The 17,737-nt window shown below is 69.4% G+C and carries 19 protein-coding genes; 11 read left to right on the forward strand and 8 right to left on the reverse strand.

Annotation, left to right across the window (positions count from 1 at the left end):
• Window positions 1–130: 130 nt before the first annotated feature.
• From mutS to P0Y52_14235, 4 genes are all read right to left on the reverse strand, one after another.
• A complete protein-coding gene (mutS, locus tag P0Y52_14220) occupies window positions 131–2,839 on the reverse strand; it encodes a DNA mismatch repair protein MutS (GenBank protein ID WEK57680.1) in 2,709 nt (902 codons plus the stop codon).
• A gap of 94 nt (window positions 2,840–2,933) precedes the next feature.
• Complete coding sequence (locus P0Y52_14225; GenBank protein WEK57681.1) at window positions 2,934–3,833, reverse strand: aldo/keto reductase; 900 nt, start codon at window positions 3,831–3,833, stop codon at window positions 2,934–2,936.
• Between the two features lie 70 nt (window positions 3,834–3,903).
• The gene (gene maiA, locus P0Y52_14230) at window positions 3,904–4,548 is read right to left on the reverse strand and encodes a maleylacetoacetate isomerase (protein WEK57682.1); all 645 of its coding nucleotides are present in this window, start codon (window positions 4,546–4,548) and stop codon (window positions 3,904–3,906) included.
• A complete protein-coding gene (locus P0Y52_14235; protein ID WEK57683.1) occupies window positions 4,545–5,201 on the reverse strand; it encodes a fumarylacetoacetate hydrolase family protein in 657 nt (218 codons plus the stop codon). The genes maiA and P0Y52_14235 overlap by 4 nt, the downstream gene beginning before the upstream one ends.
• A 159-nt stretch (window positions 5,202–5,360) precedes the next feature.
• Between P0Y52_14235 and P0Y52_14240 the strand changes: the two genes are divergently transcribed.
• The 3 genes from P0Y52_14240 to P0Y52_14250 all read left to right on the forward strand — a co-directional run bounded on the left by P0Y52_14240 (window position 5,361) and on the right by P0Y52_14250 (window position 6,379).
• Entirely contained in the window at window positions 5,361–5,705 is a 345-nt protein-coding gene (locus P0Y52_14240; GenBank protein WEK57684.1) for a DUF883 domain-containing protein, read from the forward strand.
• Window positions 5,705–6,097, forward strand: coding sequence for a hypothetical protein (locus P0Y52_14245; GenBank protein ID WEK57685.1), 393 nt, complete (start codon window positions 5,705–5,707; stop codon window positions 6,095–6,097). The genes P0Y52_14240 and P0Y52_14245 overlap by 1 nt, the downstream gene beginning before the upstream one ends.
• A gap of 105 nt (window positions 6,098–6,202) precedes the next feature.
• On the forward strand, window positions 6,203–6,379 hold the full coding sequence (locus P0Y52_14250) for a DUF1328 domain-containing protein (protein ID WEK57686.1): 177 nt from the start codon (window positions 6,203–6,205) through the stop codon (window positions 6,377–6,379).
• 64 nt (window positions 6,380–6,443) lie between these two features.
• On the opposite strand, the gene P0Y52_14255 is transcribed toward P0Y52_14250, so the two are convergent.
• Both P0Y52_14255 and P0Y52_14260 read right to left on the reverse strand, forming a co-directional pair.
• The gene (locus tag P0Y52_14255) at window positions 6,444–7,295 is read right to left on the reverse strand and encodes a metallophosphoesterase (protein WEK57687.1); all 852 of its coding nucleotides are present in this window, start codon (window positions 7,293–7,295) and stop codon (window positions 6,444–6,446) included.
• Window positions 7,295–8,227 (reverse strand): diacylglycerol kinase family protein, encoded by a 933-nt coding sequence (locus tag P0Y52_14260; protein ID WEK57688.1) that lies wholly within the window; start codon window positions 8,225–8,227, stop codon window positions 7,295–7,297. The genes P0Y52_14255 and P0Y52_14260 overlap by 1 nt, the downstream gene beginning before the upstream one ends.
• Before the next feature lie 152 nt (window positions 8,228–8,379).
• Here P0Y52_14260 and P0Y52_14265 point away from each other — a divergent pair, with 152 nt between their 5' ends.
• From P0Y52_14265 to P0Y52_14275, 3 genes are all read left to right on the forward strand, one after another.
• Complete coding sequence (locus P0Y52_14265; GenBank protein ID WEK57689.1) at window positions 8,380–8,730, forward strand: glycine zipper domain-containing protein; 351 nt, start codon at window positions 8,380–8,382, stop codon at window positions 8,728–8,730.
• Window positions 8,731–8,870: 140 nt separating this feature from the next.
• Window positions 8,871–9,329 carry an OmpA family protein gene (locus tag P0Y52_14270; GenBank protein ID WEK57690.1) on the forward strand — a complete coding sequence of 153 codons (459 nt, stop codon included), beginning with the start codon at window positions 8,871–8,873 and terminating at the stop codon, window positions 9,327–9,329.
• 104 nt (window positions 9,330–9,433) lie between these two features.
• A complete protein-coding gene (locus P0Y52_14275; protein WEK57691.1) occupies window positions 9,434–11,629 on the forward strand; it encodes a protein-disulfide reductase DsbD family protein in 2,196 nt (731 codons plus the stop codon).
• Window positions 11,630–11,742: 113 nt separating this feature from the next.
• On the opposite strand, the gene P0Y52_14280 is transcribed toward P0Y52_14275, so the two are convergent.
• Window positions 11,743–12,219 (reverse strand): hypothetical protein, encoded by a 477-nt coding sequence (locus P0Y52_14280; protein ID WEK57692.1) that lies wholly within the window; start codon window positions 12,217–12,219, stop codon window positions 11,743–11,745.
• A gap of 156 nt (window positions 12,220–12,375) precedes the next feature.
• Here P0Y52_14280 and pgi point away from each other — a divergent pair, with 156 nt between their 5' ends.
• On the forward strand, window positions 12,376–13,980 hold the full coding sequence (gene pgi / locus P0Y52_14285; GenBank protein WEK57693.1) for a glucose-6-phosphate isomerase: 1,605 nt from the start codon (window positions 12,376–12,378) through the stop codon (window positions 13,978–13,980).
• A gap of 72 nt (window positions 13,981–14,052) precedes the next feature.
• Here the strand turns inward: pgi and P0Y52_14290 are convergent, their stop codons facing one another.
• Window positions 14,053–14,469 (reverse strand): hypothetical protein, encoded by a 417-nt coding sequence (locus P0Y52_14290; protein WEK57694.1) that lies wholly within the window; start codon window positions 14,467–14,469, stop codon window positions 14,053–14,055.
• Window positions 14,470–14,718: 249 nt separating this feature from the next.
• Here P0Y52_14290 and groES point away from each other — a divergent pair, with 249 nt between their 5' ends.
• The 4 genes from groES (at window position 14,719) to P0Y52_14310 (ending at window position 17,664) form a co-directional block, all read left to right on the forward strand.
• Window positions 14,719–15,006, forward strand: a complete 288-nt coding sequence (gene groES, locus P0Y52_14295) for a co-chaperone GroES (protein WEK57695.1) — start codon at window positions 14,719–14,721, stop codon at window positions 15,004–15,006.
• Window positions 15,007–15,060: 54 nt separating this feature from the next.
• Complete coding sequence (gene groL / locus P0Y52_14300) at window positions 15,061–16,704, forward strand: chaperonin GroEL (GenBank protein WEK57696.1); 1,644 nt, start codon at window positions 15,061–15,063, stop codon at window positions 16,702–16,704.
• Window positions 16,705–16,966: 262 nt separating this feature from the next.
• Complete coding sequence (locus tag P0Y52_14305) at window positions 16,967–17,473, forward strand: hypothetical protein (protein ID WEK57697.1); 507 nt, start codon at window positions 16,967–16,969, stop codon at window positions 17,471–17,473.
• A complete protein-coding gene (locus tag P0Y52_14310; protein ID WEK57698.1) occupies window positions 17,470–17,664 on the forward strand; it encodes a hypothetical protein in 195 nt (64 codons plus the stop codon). Before P0Y52_14305 ends, P0Y52_14310 begins: the two co-directional genes overlap by 4 nt.
• The last annotated feature ends 73 nt before the right edge of the window (window positions 17,665–17,737 follow it).

The raw sequence follows: 17,737 nt of genomic DNA on the forward strand, positions 1-17,737 counted from the left end.
CTCATCCCGGCGGACGCCGGGATCCAGTCCTTTGGCCTTCTCTACAGCCCATCAGTTCTAGTGCGTACCCAATCCGCCGGCGCGCCTGAGGCTCTCACCGGGTCCCGGCGGCCGCCGGGATGAGCGGATTTCAGGCCTTCGCCAAATTCTTCAGCCGATAAAGCGCCTCCAGCGCCTCGCGCGGGGTCAGCTCATCCGGGTCGAGGGCCGCCATCGCGTCGTCCAGCGCCGAGCTGATCGGCGCTGGCGCCGGTTCGGCCACGGCGGCGAACAGGGGCAGGTCGTCCAGACGCGCCGTCGCCGCCTTCTCGCTCTCCAGCCGTTCCAGCACCTCACGGGCGCGACCGACCACCGCCGTCGGCACCCCGGCCAGCTTGGCCACCTGCACCCCGTACGAGCGGTCCGCCGCGCCGGGCGCCGCCTCGTGCAGGAAGACCAGATCGCCGTTCCACTCGCGCGCCTTCATCGACAGGTTGCAGACGTGGTCCAGCCGCTCCTCCAGCCGCGCCAGCTCGTGATAGTGGGTGGCGAACAGGGTGCGGGCGCGATTGGTTTCGTGCAGGGCCTCCGCCGTGGCCCAGGCGATCGCCAGACCGTCATAGGTGGCCGTGCCGCGCCCGATCTCGTCCAGCACGACAAAGCTGTGCGGCGTAGCCTGGGTCAGGATGGCGGCGGTCTCGACCATCTCCATCATGAAGGTGGAGCGCCCGCGCGCCAGGTCGTCGCCGGCCCCGACCCGACTGAACAGCCGGTCCACCACCCCAAGCCGCATGGCGCGCGCCGGCACAAAGGCTCCGGCCTGGGCCAGCACCACCAGCAGGGCGTTCTGGCGCAGGAAGGTCGACTTACCGGCCATGTTCGGCCCGGTGACGATGGACAGGCGCGACGCGCCCTGACCATCCCCGGCCAGCCGGCAGTTGTTGGGCGTATAGGGGTCGCCCTGCGCCGTCACCGCCGCCTCGACCACCGGGTGACGCCCGGCCTCGACATCGAAGCAGAGGCTGTCGTCGACCACAGGGCGGACCGCGCCGACCTCTTCGGCCCATTCGGCCAGGGCGGCGTGGGCGTCCAGCTCGGCCAGGGCCTCGGCCACGCCCTGCAACGGCCCGGCCAGCCGCGCGACCTCGCGCCGCCAGGCTTCGAACGTCTCGCCCTCCATGGCCAGGGCGCGATGCCCGGCCTGGCTGATCCTGGCGTCCAGCTCCGACAGTTCGACCGTGGTGAAGCGGACCTGATTGGCCAGGGTCTGACGGTGGATGAAGGGGCTGTCGGGCCCAGCCCGCAGCAGGTTTTCCGCCGCCTTGGCCGAGGCCTCGAGGAAATAGCCCAGCACGGCGTTGTGGCGCACCTTGAAGGCCACGCCGCTCTCGGCCACGGCGCGGGCCTCAAGGTCTGCGACCACGCGGCGGCTGTCGTCGCGCAGGGTGCGGGCGGCGTCCAGTTCCGGGCGGTGGCCGGGATTCACGAAGCCGCCGTCGCGCGCCAGATGCGGCGGCTCCTCGATCAGGCCGTCGCCCAGATCGGCCAGCAAGTGCGACAGCTCCCCGTCCAGCGTCAGCCGGTCGAGACAGGCCAGGACCCGGCTCGGCGGTCCCGCCAGAGGGTCATGGGTCGAGGCCGCGAACAGCCCGGCCAGAGCCTGCGCCGTCGTCAGCCCCGAACGGATGGCCGCCAGGTCGCGCGGACCGCCGCGTCCCAGCGCCAGCCGCGAGGTGGCCCGCGCCACATCGGCCGAGGACCGCAGCCCGTCCCTCAGATCGCGGCGCAGGTCGCGCCGCTCCAGCAACCACTCGACCGCATCCAGCCCGGCGTTGATCGCCGCCGGATCGCGCAGGGGCCGCGAGATGCGTTCCGCCAGCGCCCGCGCCCCGCCCGAGGTGACGCTGCGGTCGATGCAGTGCAGCAGGGAGCCGTCGCGCTCGCCCCGCTGCGTCCGGTCGATCTCGAGGCTGAGACGCGTCGCCGGATCGATGGCCAGAAACCCGCTCTCGCCCGAGCGGCGCGGCGGGGCCAGGGCCGGGATCTTGCCGGCCTGGGTGGTTTCCAGATAGGCGGCGACCAGGCCGAGCGCCGAGACCTCGGCCTCCTCGAAGGCGCCGAAGCCGTCCAGCGCGGAAACGCCATAGAGCCGCTGCACCCGGTCGCGCGCGCCGACCGGCTCGGCCAGGGCCTGGGGCATGGCCTGAACCACGCCGCCGGAGCCGTCCAGCGCGCCCTTCAGCGTCTCGTCCGAGAACAGGCGGTCCGGCACCAGAACCTCCGACGGCCGGAACGCCGCCAGCGCCGCGCCCAGATCGCCGAGGTCGCAGGCCACCGAGTCCACCGCCCCGGCCGACAGTTCGACCACGGCCACGGCGGCGCGGCCCTTGCGGATCGCCACCGCCGCCAGACGGTTGGCCCCGCGCGCGTCCAGCAGGCTGTCCTCGGTCAGGGTGCCGGGCGTCACCACCCGCACCACCCCGCGGTGCACCACCGCCTTGTGGCCGCGCTTCTTGGCCTCGGCGGGGGCTTCCAGCTGCTCGCAGATGGCGACCTTGAAGCCCATGCGGATCAGCCGCGCCAGATAGCCGTCCAGCGCATGGACCGGCACCCCGGCCATGGGAATGTCCTCGCCCTGATGCTTGCCGCGCTTGGTCAGGGTGATGCCCAGGGCCGCCGCCGCCTTGACCGCGTCGTCGAAGAACAGCTCGTAGAAGTCGCCCATGCGGAAGAAGAGGATGGCGTCCGGCTGATCGGCCTTGGCCGCCAGGAATTGCGCCATGACCGGCGTCGTGCCCGAATCCGCCTTGGCGTCGGGCTTCAGATCGGCTTGCGGGGGATGGGACAGGGGCGCGTTCATACGCGGCGCAAGGTGACGGATCGGGGCGCCCGCCTCAAGCGGGATCGGCGGCGATCATGCACAGGACGGCTGTGAAGACCGCCGCGCCTGTGGATCAGGCGGCGTTGCTGACGTGCAGGCGCAGGCGCGAGGCGACGGCGGCGGGGGCCTCGTCCAGGGCCAGGGCGTCCCAGTCAATGTCGGGCTTGGCCGCGTGCGAGGCGGCGACGATGGCGCGCAGTTCGGCGGCCGAGGCCACGCTGGCGATGACCGAGGCCACGCCGGGCAGGTTGAGGGCATAGGCCAGGGCCGCCTGCATCGGATCGACGCGGGCTTCGGCCAGACGACGACGCGTGCGCGACAGAGCCATGCCGTGGTTCGCCAGTTCGGGCGGCAGGCTCTCGCGGTTGGCGAACAGCAGGCCCTGGGCGAAGACCGAGGCCAGATGCACCTCGACGCCCTGTCCAGCCAGGGCCTCGATGACCCCGCTGCGCGCCGCGCGCTGATCCAGGATGTTGCAGGCGACCTGCACCACGTCGGGCTGGAAGCGGCGGGCGATCAGGGCCGGACCGTCCTCGACGGTGGCGACGAAGCCGATCTTGCGGAAGATCCCCCGCTCCTTCAGCGCCTGCAACCGGCCCCACAGGGCGCGGCCCTCGGCACCGGCCAGATCGGCGGCGTTCTGCACCAGGACGGCGTCGCCGCGCGGCAGGCCCATGCGCTCCAGCGAGCGCCGGGCGCGGGCCTCGACCCGGTCCAGACCGTCGGCCAGGGGCACGGTGCGCGCGGTGACGCGGAAAGGCGAGGGGAAGGGCCAGGCCTGACCCAGCAGGCGCTCGACGTCGCCCTCGGGCCGGGTCGCGACCAGGCCGACGCCCGCGTCGCCCGCCGTCTGCAGCAGATGGCGCATGGCGTCTTCCCGCTGGCCGGGCGGCAGCGGGCGGGACCGTTCAGGCTCAGTCACCACAGCGATGGCGAGCCGGTCGGCGGGAGAGGGCGGGACGGCGAATCTCACGACGCCGATATTCCGCGCCAAAGCTTAAGGGAGATTGACCGAAATCAAGGCTGTTGGTGAACGAAGAGACTTAACCCGCGTCCGACTGCCCATCGGGTTGACGGTCGGGATGCGCCGCGATGAAGGCCGGATGCAGGTCCGCCCGCGCTTCAATCTCCAGCAGACGTGGAAACGGCGTCATATCAAGGTTAAACCGCCGGGCCGAATAAATTTGTGGGATCAGGTAGCAGTCCGCCAATGTCGGCGCCCCGCCAAAGCACCAGCCCTCGCCGTGACGCACGACCAGGGCTTCCAGCGCGGCGAACCCGTCCGCGATCCATCGCCCAGCCCAGGCGTCCACACCGGCCTGATCGGCGCCGAGGGCGCGCACCGCCTTCAGCACCCGCAGATTGTTCAGCGGATGGATGTCGCAGCCGATCAGGGCCGCCATGGCCCGCACGCAGGCCCGGTCGGCGGCGTTCGACGGCAGCAGGGCCGGGGTCGGACGGGTTTCTTCCAGCCACTCCAGAATGGCCGGGCTCTGGGTCAGGACCAGACCGTCGTCGGTCTCCAGCGCCGGAACCAGGCCCTGCGGATTCAGCGCGAGATAGGCGTCGGACTTCTGTTGGCCCGTGCGCAGATCGACCGGCGCCGTCTGATAGCTCAGCCCCTTCAGGTTGAGGGCGATGCGCGTGCGATAGCTGGTGCCCGAGCGCCAGTAGCCGTGCAGGATCATGGCTGCACCGTGAAGCTGAGCCGGGCCAGACCGTCGATGGTCGCCTCGACCCGGTCGCCCGGAACCAGAGGCCCGACGCCCTCGGGCGTGCCGGTGAAGATCAGGTCGCCGGGCTGAAGAGTCCACAACTCATTGGCCTTGGCCAGAATCCCTGCCGGGTCCCAGATCATGTCCGACAGACGGCCCGACTGGCGCGTCTCGCCATTGACCTTGAGTTCGATCGCCGCGTCGGCGTTCGGCAGGGCGCCGAGCGTCAGGGCGCCGCACGGGGCCGACTGGTCAAAGGCCTTGCCCGCCTCCCACGGCCGCCCCTTGGCCTTGGCGTCCGATTGCAGATCGCGCCGCGTCAGATCGACGCCGACGGCCCAACCCGCGATCCCCCCGCCCTCGCCCACGGCGACGACCAGCTCCACCTCATGATGCAGGTTGGCCGTGGCCGACGGATAGGCCGGGTCGGCGCCGTCGACGACCAAGGCGTCGGCGGGCTTGGAAAAGAAGAAGGGGGCGGGCTTGTTCGGATCGGCCCCCATTTCGCGGGCATGGGCGGCGTAGTTCTGGCCGACGCACAGGACGCGACGAACAGGAAAACGACGCGCCTCGCCGAGGATGGACAGGGACGGCGCGGGCGCGGGCGGGAACAGCCATTGGGTCATGGCGTTCTTTCTAGGACGACGCCCCTTCCGACGCCAGAAGGCGACGGGCGCCTCGACCTCGGCCTGCGGCTTTGCAGGAACCTTGGTCGTCGGTGTGGCGTTCGGGGCGGGGGTTCTCTATCTAATCGTCAAGCTTACACATCCAGCGGAGCGCGCATCATGGCCACCACCAAGGCTCGGGAAGACATCAAGAACGACCTGAAGACCCTCAAGGAGGATCTGAAGACGGGCGCGCGCGAGGAAACGCAGCGCCTCAAGGAAAAGGCCGCCGAGGCCGAAGCCCGCCTGCGCGAGCAGGGCGACGAACTGCGGGAAAAGGCGCGCGGCTATTACGCCGACGCCCGCGTGCGCGGTCGCGAATATTATGACGACGCCGCCGAGCGCTTCGAGGAAGCCCAACGCTATGTCGTCGAGCGCGTGCAGGAACGCCCGGTGCAGTCCACCGCCATCGCCCTGGGCGTCGGCGTGGTGCTGGGCCTGCTGCTCGCCGGTCGTCGCCGCTGATGCTGGGGCGGGGGCTGGTCAATCGTGCGGTCGCGACCTTCATCGCGGCCGGCGCGGGCTTCGTGGCCATGGTCGCCCTGGGGGCCACGGTCTACTATCTTCTAGCGCTGGTCGTCCTGCCTCTGGCGGCGGCGGCCATCACCTCGGCCCTCTTTGCGGTCATCGCCCTGATCGTCGCCCTGGTCTTCGTCCGCCGGGCGCAAGGCGAGGACGAAGAAGAGGACTATGAGCCGGAAGGCCTGGGCATGCGCGCCCTGCACCTGTTCCAGCAGCGCCCCATCCTCGGCGCAGCGGCGGCCCTGGCCGGCGGCTGGATCTTCCTGCGCAACCCGGCCCTGGCCACCATGGTCGCGGCCGCCTTTACTGAAAAGAGCCGCCCGCGCAGGCGATAAAAAAGCGGAACGGTCAAGCCTTCGGAGCGTTGTTAAGACAGGCGGACGATCGACGGGAGGGGTCGATGGTTCTGCTCCCGTCAACAACGTTCCGGAGGGTCGTCCATGCTTCGCTGGGCCATCATTTTCTTTATCGTCGCCTTGGTTGCGGCAGTCCTCGGCTTCGGCGGTATCTCGGGCATGTCGTTCGAGATCGCCAAGTTCATCGCCATTATTGCGGTTATTCTCTTCGTCGTCTCGCTGGTCGTCGGCGGCATGAGGGGTCGCGGTCCGCGAATCTGACGCCGCTCAGGCGCTGTCAGCAGAAAGGCCCCGGTGTTCCGCCGGGGCCTTTTTTCGTGGCCGTTCAGACGACGGCGGCTTCCATTTCGCCCGGCGTGACCGGATCGGGCGCCGTCTCGATCCGCCGCGTGTCCTGACGCCGCGGCAGACGCCAGGTCTGATGATCCTCAAACCGCTGGCCGGTCCAGACCACCGCCGTCACCACAATCTCGCGCGCATCCCACTCGATCCGGTTGAAGCTGGGGGGCGCCCCCCGTTCGCGATGCGACAGCGTCCCGCAGCCGATGGCGTAGGAACAGCGGTCCGACAGGTCGATGCCCAGGGCGAAGGGCACATGGACATGGCCCGTGGTGATCAGATCCACACCCGCCTCGGCGAAGATCAGGGCCGCCTGGTCGCCGCGCTTGACCTCGCCGGTCATCGGCGCGCCGATCATCTCGATCAGCGGATGGTGGCAGGCCAGAATCCGCAGGGCCCCGATCGGGGCGTTGCGCAGGGCTTCGGCCGCGCGCCGCGTCTGGTCCAGGTCGATGACGCCCTTGGACCAGTTGGGCCGCGCCTGCCAACCGCGCGCCGTGGTCACTCCCCGCACCATCAGGTGTTCTCGGCGGAACTCGTGATCATGGGCCGGATGGCCGGTCGCCTGCTCGAAGGCGCGCCACGGCCAGAACAGCCGCGCCATGACGTCCCAGTAGGGGACATCGTGATTGCCCACGGTGACGAAGACCGGCTGAGGCATGGCGCGGATCCATTCCCCCGCCGCCGCGAACTCCTTGGGAAAGCCCTGCTGGGTGATGTCGCCGGTGATCAGCACCAGATCGTGCGGGGTCGCATGGGCGTAGTCGAGCGCGGCGGCCACGGCGTGCACATGCTCGCAGCCGAAATGCACGTCCGAAAACTGCAGCACCCGCCCCATCAGACACTGTCCTCGGCCGCCGGCGGCAAGGGCGCCAGGGCCATGAAGGCGCGCGGCAGGAAGCGGATGCGCGCCTCGCGCCCCAGCAGCATGGGCTCGCCGTCGATCACCGCCGGAATCTTCGACCGCGCCAGGACCGCGATCTTGCGCGCCGGCTGGGTCGTGACATTGGGATCATGGCGCCAGTCGTCGAACAGGGCGCGCGCCGCCAGGGCGAAGGCCTGGGCCGCGTCCGACGTGGTCATCGCCGCCGCCTCCAGCCCGACCGGCTCGTCCATGGCCTTGGAGATCATCGGACTGATCAGCACCAGGGCCTCGGCCCGCCGCCGGACGCCGCCGTCCAGAGTGAAGCGGATCGAGCCGCTGAAGGCCCGTTTCAGGGCCCGCCGACCGTACATCCAGGCCAGCTTCACCTTGCCGGTCCGCATCGCCTCGCGCGCCGGGGCCCACAGGGCCGGGGACCCGAAGATGGCGGCGCAATAAAAGGCCTCGCCCTCGACCTCTCCGCCCGAGACGGCCTGGGGCGCGCCCTCCTCCAGCGCCCGCTTGAGCGCCAGCTTCCAGTCGCCGGTGCCATAGAGGGCCTTGGGCAGCATGTTCATGGTGCCGCCGGGCAGGGGCGCGATCAGCGGCCCCCGGGCTCCGGCCCGCGTCGCCACCGACCGCGCCGTGCCGTCCCCGGCCAGCACGAACAGAACATCCGGCCGGGCCTCCAGGGCCTCGCCGATCTGGTCGGCTATGCGCGGCCCCTCCAGCGTGACCACGGTGGCTTCCAGGGCATAGGTCGACAGGATGGCCTCGGCCTCGGCCGCCGCCTGGGGGCCGACCCCGCCGGACAGGGGATTGACCAGAATCGTCACCCTCTGCATCGGCGCGTGGGGCGTAAGGCGGGGCGCTAGAGCGGGGTCGGCGGGCGCGGCGGCGTCGGTCATGGGCGGCGAACGCCTCGTTTCCGGCCCGGTTCCGCCCCAGCCGATCGGGCGAACAAAATAATGTAAAGCTTGTCGCCTCTGGCCCGGAACCGTCGCCTTGGCACGGCGTTGATTGCGCTCAGGGGAGCAACCCCGAGCTGAAGGACAGACCCATGAACAAGGCGATTATCGCCATCGCCGGCGCAGGCCTTCTGGTCACCGCCTGCGCCAGTGACCCGTATTACGGCGGCGGCAACAACAACGAAACCGTGCGTCAAGGCGCCATCGGCGCCGGCATCGGCGCGGTCGCCGGCGCCATCATCGGCAACAACGTCGGCGGCGGCAACGCCGCGACCGGCGCCGCCATCGGCGCCCTGGCCGGCGGCGCGGCGGGCGCCATCCGCGGCTCCAACCAGGACCGCAACAACCAGCAGCGTTACCGCGACAACCAGGGCCGGTATTACTACTGCTACGACAACCGCCAGACCGAGTGCTACTGGGAAAACGGCCAGCGCCGCTACTAGGATCACGCTGGCGCCCGAAGAGATTTCGGGTCAGGTTTCAGGGGCGGTCCGTTGGTGCGGGCCGCCCTTTTTTCTGGCCGAGAACCATCCAGGTCTGACGTCGCGCCCGGGGCTGGGCGTGTTTAGCAAAGGGGCTTTTCATGAAACCGATTTTCCCGCTCGCCGTCGTCGGCGGCCTGACCGCCCTGGTCGCGGCCTGCGCCCCGCCCGGCGCCTACAGGACGCGCGCCGATCTGGTCAGCGATCCTTCCGCCTGCGCCGCCAAGCGGTTCGAGGTCTATTTTGATCAGGATCAGGCCCGACTGACCCCCGCCGCGCGCGAGGCTGTCCGCCTGACCGCCGCCCAGCTTCAGGGCTGCGACGTCACCCGCATCCAGGTTCTGGGCCTGGCCGACGCCCGCAGCGGCACGGCCGCCGCCAACCAGTCCCTGTCCGAGCGCCGCGCCCGCTCTGTAGCCGAGGCCCTGGCTGCAGTCGGCCTGCCGGCCCCCGCCTTCGAGGTGGCCGCCGCCGGCGCCGACGGCGCCGTGGTCAACGGCGTCAACGATCCCTTGCGCCGCCGCACCGAAGTGCTGATCGAGGCCGCGCCCCGGCGCTGACCTTCCCGCGGCTGCGTCAGAGGGTCCCGCCGTCGCGAGACGGTGGCTGTGGGCGCGCGCGGCGGCTAAGGTCGTGACGCCTTCCCTTCGCCTGGTGCCGCCCTTTGCGTCTTCTCGCCGCCCTCCTCGTCTGGCTGACCCTCGCCGCCCCGGCCGTCGCCGCGCCGTCCGCCCTGGACGACGCCTTGAGGGCGGGCGCGGCGTCGCCGTCCGCCGGCCCCCAGCGCACCGAGCGGATCGAGGCCGAACTGGTCCCCATGAGCGCCTGGGCCGCCCCCGGCTCGACCGCCATCGTCGCCGTGCGCCAGAAGATCCAGCCGGGCTGGCACACCTATTGGCGCAATCCGGGAGATTCCGGCGGCCCGACCACCCTCGACTGGACCCTGCCCGCCGGCGTCAGGGCCGGCGAGATCGTCTGGCCCCTGCCCGAGCGTCAGCGGCTGCAGAGCCTGATGAACTACGGCTATTCCGGCGCCGCCTTCCTGCCGGTTCCGATCGACATCCCCGCCGACGCCCGCCCCGGCCAGACCCTGAAGCTCAAGGTCGTCGCCCACGTCTTCGTCTGCAGCGACCAGATGTGCGTGCCCGAAGACCTCGATCTGGCGCTGGACCTCAAGGTTCAGGACGGCGCCGCCCCGCTGGACACGCGCCACGGCCCCGCCATCCAGTCGGTGATCCAGTCCGCGCCGCGTCCCGCCGGGATTGAGGCCCGCGCCCAGCTCACGGACGGCCAGCTGACGCTGACCGCCACCGGCGGGCCGCTGGCTAAGGTCGGGACCGGCGCCGCGACGAAGTGGGCCTACTTCTTCCCCTTCGAGGGCGGGGTTCTCGACCATGCCGCCGTACAGACCGGCCAGCACGGCCCCGAGGGCCTGACCCTGTCGGTCGCCGCCGGACGTGCTCTGACCGCCGAGGGCCTGAAAGGGCCGGTCGCCGGCGTCCTCGCCACGGATCAGGGCGCCTGGGAGATTTCAGCCCCGCCCGGCCCGGCCCTGCCCGGCGCAGGTGGAGACGGCGGCCTGTCCAGCGGCGAGACGACCGCCAAGACTCCGGTCAGCCTGAACGCCTTTGCTCAAGCCGCCCTGTTCGCCCTGCTCGGCGGGCTGATCCTGAACCTCATGCCCTGCGTCTTCCCCATTCTGGCGATGAAGGCGGCGGCCCTGACCCGATCGGCGCATCATCCGGTCGAGGCGCGGCGCGACGGCCTGGCCTTCCTCGCCGGGGTGCTGGCGACCTTCCTGGTCCTGGCCGGCGCCCTGCTGGCCCTGCGCGCGGGCGGTCAGGCCCTCGGCTGGGGCTTCCAGTTGCAGTCGCCGGGCGTGGTCGCCGCCTTGGGGCTGCTGATGCTGGCCGTGGCGCTGAACCTGTCGGGCGTCTTCCATGTGGGCGCCGGGTTGCAGGGCGCAGGCTCGGGGCCTCTGTCGCGCCTGCCCGGCGTCGTCGGCGCCTTCTTCACCGGGGTTCTGGCCGTGGTCGTGGCCGCGCCCTGCACCGCCCCCTTCATGGCCCTTGCTCTGGGGGCTGCCCTGCTGATGCCCTGGCCCATGGCCCTGGCGGTCTTCCTGATGCTGGGCCTGGGTCTCGCCCTGCCCTACGTCCTGATCAGCCTCAGCCCCGGCCTGCTGGCCCGCCTGCCACGCCCAGGCCCGTGGATGGAGGGGCTCAGAAACCTGCTGGCCTTCCCCATGTATGGCGCCGCCCTGTGGCTGGTCTGGGTCTTCGCCCGCCAGACCGGCGGCGACGCCCTGGCCATCCTGTTCGCGGCGGGGTTGCTGCTGGCGTTGGGCCTGTGGCTGGCTGGACGGCACCAGGCGGCGCGGGCCTTGGGCCAGAACGGCCTGCTGTCGGGCCTCGCCGCCTTGATCGTCCTGATCCTGGCCCTCGGTGTGGCCGTCATCGCAGGTCGCAGCACGCCCCTCTCGGGTATGACTGTGACCGAAGCCGCCGGCCCGCTGGCCTCGCAGCCCTGGTCGCCCGAAGCGGTGCAGGCGGCCCTGGCTGAAGGCCGGCCGGTCCTGGTCAACTTCACCGCCGACTGGTGCGTCACCTGCAAGATCAATGAGACCACGGCCCTGACCTCGGCCCGCACCGCCGAGGCGCTGAAGGCTCGAAACGCCGTCTATCTGGTCGGCGACTGGACCCGCCGCGACGACGCCATCACCCGCGAGCTGGAGCGCCACGGCCGTTCGGGCGTGCCGCTCTACCTGCTCTACACGCCCGATCAGCCTGAGCCGCGCATCCTGCCGCAACTGCTCACCGAAGGCCTGATCATCGACGCCCTCGGCGCGAAGAAGGGCTGAGCCACGCGCGGCGTCTTGGGCGGTTCCCCTCTCCGCTCCGCTGAAGATAGGGGAGCGGGCCTCAAGTAGCCCGAAGGGCGATAGGCCCCCTAAGAAAACCTAAGCCTGCTGTTTCAGACAGCGGGCTTAGGCGGCGAGGTGATGACCTCGATGTTGTCGTTCAGCAGATAGGCCAGTTCTTCCAGCGCCACCTTGCGCTCGGCGGCGCTGGGGGCGGCTTCGACGGCGGCGACCTTCTTGGGCATGTCTTCCGAGATGCCGCGCAGGATGCATTTCAGGTCATTGTCCGTGCCGCGCGCCTTCAGCACCAGATGGCCTTGCAGATCGCGCGCGGCCAGGTCGGCCGCCTGGGCCTTGAAGCCGGTGAAGGCGGCGCCGTTCAGAAAACCGTCGGCTTCTGCCGCGCCCGAGGCCATCCAGCCGTCAACGATGGCCTTGAGCGAACCCGAGCGCTCCACCAGATCGGCGAACAGGGGCTCGTGCGCCACCGAGACGGGCGCATCGGCGGCGACCGGGGCCACGGCGGCGGCTTCGGCCACGGACGGGTCGCTGAGCATCAGCAGGGCGGCGAGGGCGAGACCACAGGACATGCGGGGCATCCTTTCACGGGCGTCCGGGTCGGCTTTCCGCACGGAAACCCGTGTTGACCCGGTCATTGATTGAACTCTTCTAGGCCTGAGCCGTAAACATGGGCTTGCAAGCGCCGTACCAGCCCTGTTCGGGACGGGCGGAAGGGGGAGACGCTGATGCCGCAAGCCGCCTGGACCGAACTGGAAGCCGTCGCCCGCCGCGACGCCGACGCCCGTATCGCTGACCAGTTCGCCGCCGATCCCCAGCGTCTGTCGCGGATGACGGTGGATGCCGCCGGCCTGCATCTGGACCTGTCCAAGCAGAGCTGGACCCGCGCCGGCTTCGACGCCGCCCTGGCCCTGGCCCGCGCCGCCGACGTCGAGGGTCGCCGCGCCGCCCTGTTCGGCGGCGAGGCCATCAACATCACCGAGGGCCGGGCCGTGCTGCATCCTGCCCTGCGCGCGCCCGAAGGCGCCGATTTCCGCGCCCTGGGCGAGGCCGTCTCGGCCGAGGTCGAGGCCGTGCGCGCCCAGATGCGCGACTACGCCCATGCGGTCCGGTCCAGCATCGAGACCGGCGCGACCGGGCGGCCCTTCGAGGCCGTGGTCCATGTCGGGATCGGCGGCTCCGACCTGGGGCCGCGTCTGATCTGGGACGCCCTGCGCCCGCTCGACCCCGCCATCGACCTGCGCTTCGTCGGCAATGTCGATCCCCGCGACATGGCCGAGGCCCTGACCGGGCTCAAGCCGGAGACCACCCTGGTCGTCATCGTCTCCAAGACCTTCACCACGCAAGAAACCCTGATCAACGCCGAGGCTGCGCGAGCCTGGCTCGCTGCGGCCCTGCCGCCAGAGGGGCTGAACCGACATGTCGTCGGCGTCACCGCCGCGCCGGAGAAGGCCGCCGCCTTTGGCTGCGGTCGCACCTTTGCGTTTCGAGACTGGGTCGGCGGACGCTATTCCCTGTGGTCGGCGGTCAGCCTCAGTTGCGCCATCGGCCTGGGCTGGGACGTCTTCCAGGGCTTCCTCGACGGCGCCGCCGCACTGGACCGGCACTTCCTCGAGGCCCCGCTGGGGGCCAACGCCCCGGTCCTGCTGGCCCTGGCCCAGATCTACAATGTCGACGGCCTGCATCGCCCCGCCCGCACCGTGGCACCCTACGCCCACGCCCTGCGCCGCCTGCCCGCCTTCCTGCAGCAGCTGGAGATGGAATCGAACGGCAAGCGGGTGCGCCGCGACGGCTCGCCGGTGGGCCGCGCGACCTGCCCCGTCGTCTTCGGCGAGCCCGGCACCAACGGCCAGCACGCCTTCTTCCAGCAGATCCATCAGGGACCGCAGGTGGTCCCCGCCGAGTTCATCATCGTCGCCAGCACTCTCAATGGCGCGTCAGAGAGCCCGCTCTGGGCCAACGCCCTGGCCCAGGGTCAGGCTTTGATGCAGGGCAAGACCGAGGCCCAGGCCCACGCCGAACTGATCGCCTCAGGCGCCTCTCAGGTCGAGGCCGACCGCCTGGCCCCGCACAAGACCTTCCCCGGCAATCGGCCCTCCACCGCCATCCTGATGGACCGCCTGACGCCCCAGACCCTGGGCGCGTTGATCGCCCTCTATGAGCACAAGACCTTCGTCGAGGGCGTGATCTGGGACATCAACAGCTTCGACCAGTGGGGCGTCGAACTGGGCAAGGTTCTGGCCAAGGCCGTGCTCAAGGACGTGGTCGCCGGCGCCCCCTCTCCCGCCCTCGACCCCTCCACCGCGGCCCTGCTCCGCCGATTGATCGCCTGAGCGGCGCCCGTCCCCCGACGCGAAAAAGGCCCGGCGTCGCCGCCGGGCCTTTCCTTGTTTCAGCGCCGGCCCTTACCAGCGGCGATCATAGCGATAGTCGCGGTCGCGGCGGTTCTGATGGCTGCGCCACTCGCCCTGGTTCCGCCAGTAGCGGCCGTCACGATAGTAGCCGCCGTTGTGCGGATTGCGGTCCCACTGGCTCTGGGTCCGATAGCAGCGGCCGCCGCGATAGTAGTCGCATCGGTCGCGGTCGTTGTCGGACGAGGCCACGGCGCCCAGGGCCGCCCCGGCCAGGGCGCCGCCGGCGATATAGCGGCCGTCGCCTTGGCCGATCAGAGCGCCCGCCACGCCGCCGACGACCGCGCCAAGCACGGCGTCACGGCCGGTATTGTCGCGATCGCGGTCGCGATAGGACTGGGCGGCGGCGGGGGTGGTCGCCAGCATGGTCAGGGCGATGGCGCCGACGCCGATCTTGGAAATGGTCTTCATGGCGGGCTCCTTTCGAAAGCCGGTTGATCCGTTGCCTCCTTTTTAGAAAGGCTCCGCTGAACGCCCCCAAGGGGGCCTGTTCATATTCAAGTCATCTGGACCGGATCGCACCCGCCGGAATTCGCGCATCGCCGCCCTTGACGGTCCCCCAACCGCCCCCTAACTCCCGTCCCGTTAGCACTCGGGGAGGGCGGCTGCCAAAAGCCGCTGGTTCCGGGGCTTAATCGACACCTATTGGGAGATCATCAGATGGCGTTTCGTCCTCTCGGCGACCGCGTGCTGGTCAAGCGCGTTGAAGAAGAATCCAAGACCAAGGGCGGGATCATCATCCCCGACACGGCCAAGGAAAAGCCGCAGGAAGGCGAAGTCGTCGCCGTCGGCCCCGGCGTCCGTGACGAAGACGGCAAGCACGTCGCTCTGGAACTGAAGGCCGGCGACCGCATCCTGTTCGGCAAGTGGTCGGGCACGGAAGTGAAGATCGATGGCGACGACCTGATCATCATGAAGGAATCCGACGTCCTGGGCGTGCTGTCGTAAGCACTCTGGGTTTCCGGTTTCTCTCGTAAAAACATCTAGATAGGAGCTGCCCGCATGGCCGCTAAAATCGTAAAGTTCAACACTGACGCCCGCGACAAGATGCTGAAGGGCGTCAACGTCCTGGCTGACGCCGTCAAGGTGACGCTCGGTCCCAAGGGCCGCAACGTCGTGATCCAGAAGTCCTTCGGCGCGCCGCGCTCGACCAAGGACGGCGTCTCGGTCGCCAAGGAAATCGAGCTGGAAGACGCCTTCGAGAACATGGGCGCCCAGATGATCCGCGAAGTCGCCTCCAAGGCGAACGACAACGCGGGCGACGGCACCACCACCGCCACCGTCCTGGCTCAGGCCATCGTGCAAGAGGGCCTCAAGGCCGTCGCCGCCGGCATGAACCCGATGGACCTGAAGCGCGGCATCGACCAGGCCGTCGCCGTGGCCCTGGACGAGGTCAAGGCCATCTCCAAGCCGGTCTCGAACAACTCGGAAATCGCCCAGGTCGGCACCATCTCGGCCAACGGCGACGCTGAAATCGGCGAGCTGATCGCCCTGGCCATGGCCAAGGTCGGCAACGAAGGCGTCATCACGGTCGAAGAAGCCAAGACGGCTGAAACCACCGTCGACATCGTCGAAGGCATGCAGTTCGACCGCGGCTACCTGTCGCCCTACTTCATCACCAACGCGGACAAGATGGAGGTCGCCCTCGAAGAGCCCCTCATCCTGCTCCACGAGAAGAAGCTGACCTCGCTGCAGCCCATGCTGCCGGTGCTGGAAGCCGTGGTTCAGTCGGGCCGTCCCCTGCTGATCATCGCCGAGGACATCGAAGGCGAAGCCCTGGCCACCCTGGTGGTCAACAAGCTGCGTGGCGGCCTGCGCGTCGCCGCCGTCAAGGCGCCGGGCTTCGGCGACCGCCGCAAGGCCATGCTGGAAGACATCGCCATCCTGACGGGCGGCCAGGTCATCTCGGAAGACCTCGGCATCAAGCTTGAGACCGTCACGCTCGACATGCTCGGCAAGGCCAAGAAGGTCCAGATCACCAAGGACGACACCACCATCGTGGAAGGCGCTGGTGAAAAAGACGGCATCGAAGCCCGCGTCTCGCAGATCAAGCGTCAGATCGAGGACACCACCTCGGACTACGACAAGGAAAAACTGCAAGAGCGTCTGGCCAAGCTGGCTGGCGGCGTCGCCGTCCTGCGCGTCGGCGGCTCGACCGAAGTCGAAGTGAAGGAAAAGAAGGACCGCGTCGACGACGCCCTGAACGCCACCCGCGCCGCTGCCGATGAAGGCATCGTCCCGGGCGGCGGCGTGGCCCTGCTGCAAGCCTCCAAGAAGCTGATCGATCTGAAGGGCGCCAACGCCGATCAGAACGCCGGTATCGCCATCGTCCGCCGCGCCCTGCAGGCTCCGATCCGTCAGATCTCGGAAAACTCGGGCGTCGAAGGCTCGATCGTGGTCGGCAAGGTGATGGAATCCTCCGACGCCTCGTTCGGCTTCAACGCCCAGACCGAAGAGTACGGCGACCTCGTCCAGATGGGCGTGATCGATCCGGCCAAGGTCGTCCGTTCGGCTCTGAAGTCGGCCGCCTCGGTCGCCGGCATCATGATCACCACGGAAGCCGCTATCGCTGACGCCCCCAAGAAGGGCGGCGCCGGCGCCCCCGACATGGGCGGCATGGGCGGCATGGGCGGCATGGACTTCTAAGTCCAAGCTGACCAAGGCTAGAACCAGGGAAGGCGGGATCGAAAGGTCCCGCCTTTTTCTATGCGCCGCGCCTCTCCCTCCCCTTCATGGGGAGGGTGGCTGAGGCCGTCAGGCCGAAGCCGGGTGGGGGCAGCAGAGCAAATCAGACGTTGCGCTTTGCATCGCCTCGCCCTCCCCACCCGGTCTACGCTTCGCCGGCTATGGGTAGCAAACACACCTTGACAGCCGGGACAGTAGGAACCGCTGCCATTATGATGTGGGGATGGCAAATTCGATCATTCCTTTTGGCACCGAGCATTCTGTCGCTCTGCATGCCCTGGTCCGCAGGCGTGCCGAGTTGGACGGCGACTTGGAGAGACAGCAGGGGAAGCTGCGCGAACTTCACCAGGCGATCCAACACCTGGACGCAGTGCTCGTGCTGCTCAAACCTGACATCGACCTGAGCAAGATAGCCCCGAAACGCGGCCGGCCGCTACTTGCTGCCGCCCCGGGGGAGATCACCGGCATCGTCGTTGATCATCTGAGAGAAGCCGACGGACCGGTTACATCGAGAGCGCTGGCGCGTGCAGTGGTTGAGAGGCGAGACCTCGACCTCGCTGACATGAAGCTGGAAGTCACGATGGCCAAACGCGTTCGAGCCTGTCTGAGGCCCTTGCGACTGGCCGGACGGGTGCGCGCTGTGCCGATTGAGGCGGGACAGCAGGGCTGGGTCCTGGTGACCCGGCAAGTCAAACAAGCTGTTGCCGGTGCGACGGAGTTGGGCCGATGAACAGCCTGTCCTTCTTTCACGGAAACCAACTCTGCCAGATCGCCCCAGAGCGCGATGGCGAAGGCTTCATCGGACTGCGAAACGGCCGAGTTGTTGCCACCGCGCCTGACCGCGCCAGTGTGGCTCGGGCGTTGATCAAGGCGGCGCGCTGGCGAAAGGATCAGACCGAGGAAGCGGTGGCGGTGCCTTAAAAGTGAATGGCCAGACACGCAGCAAAGGCAGCCCTTGCGGCCATATACCGGAAAAGGGGCGGGCTAAGACATT

It is taken from the genome of Candidatus Brevundimonas phytovorans (genome assembly GCA_029203145.1).
In the GTDB taxonomy this organism is placed as follows: Bacteria; Pseudomonadota; Alphaproteobacteria; order Caulobacterales; family Caulobacteraceae; genus Brevundimonas; species Brevundimonas phytovorans.